A 289-nucleotide genomic window follows, 5' to 3' on the forward strand; every position below is an offset into this window, starting at 1 on the left:
GCCGAACGCCGGGCCCGGGTGATCGAAGCCGCCGAACCGCTGCTGGTCACTGTGTCGATGCGCTACGACTATTTCGTGCTTCAATAACCCATTATTTTTGTGGGCCTCGGGGCCCACACCGAATCCGCGAATGGATTTTCAAAATCCCGCAACGAGGAACATCCATGCGCCAACCTGATATCGAGATTTACCTCAAGGACGCCGACGTCGACCACAAGGCCATCGCCGCCTGGTTGGGCGCCGCCCTGGGCCCGTGCACCGACTGGGTCCAGCGCGGCCAGACCTACAA

The 289-nt window shown here is 60.9% G+C and carries 2 pseudogenes; both read left to right on the top strand.

Annotation, left to right across the window (positions count from 1 at the left end):
* Positions 1–87 (top strand): annotated as a pseudogene (locus tag HX786_RS30640) (SAM-dependent methyltransferase); the annotation flags it as partial.
* 77 nt (positions 88–164) lie between these two features.
* A pseudogene (locus HX786_RS32415) lies at positions 165–289 on the top strand (hypothetical protein); the annotation flags it as partial.

Source organism: Pseudomonas sp. 21615526, from assembly GCF_013386245.1.
GTDB lineage: Bacteria > Pseudomonadota > Gammaproteobacteria > Pseudomonadales > Pseudomonadaceae > Aquipseudomonas.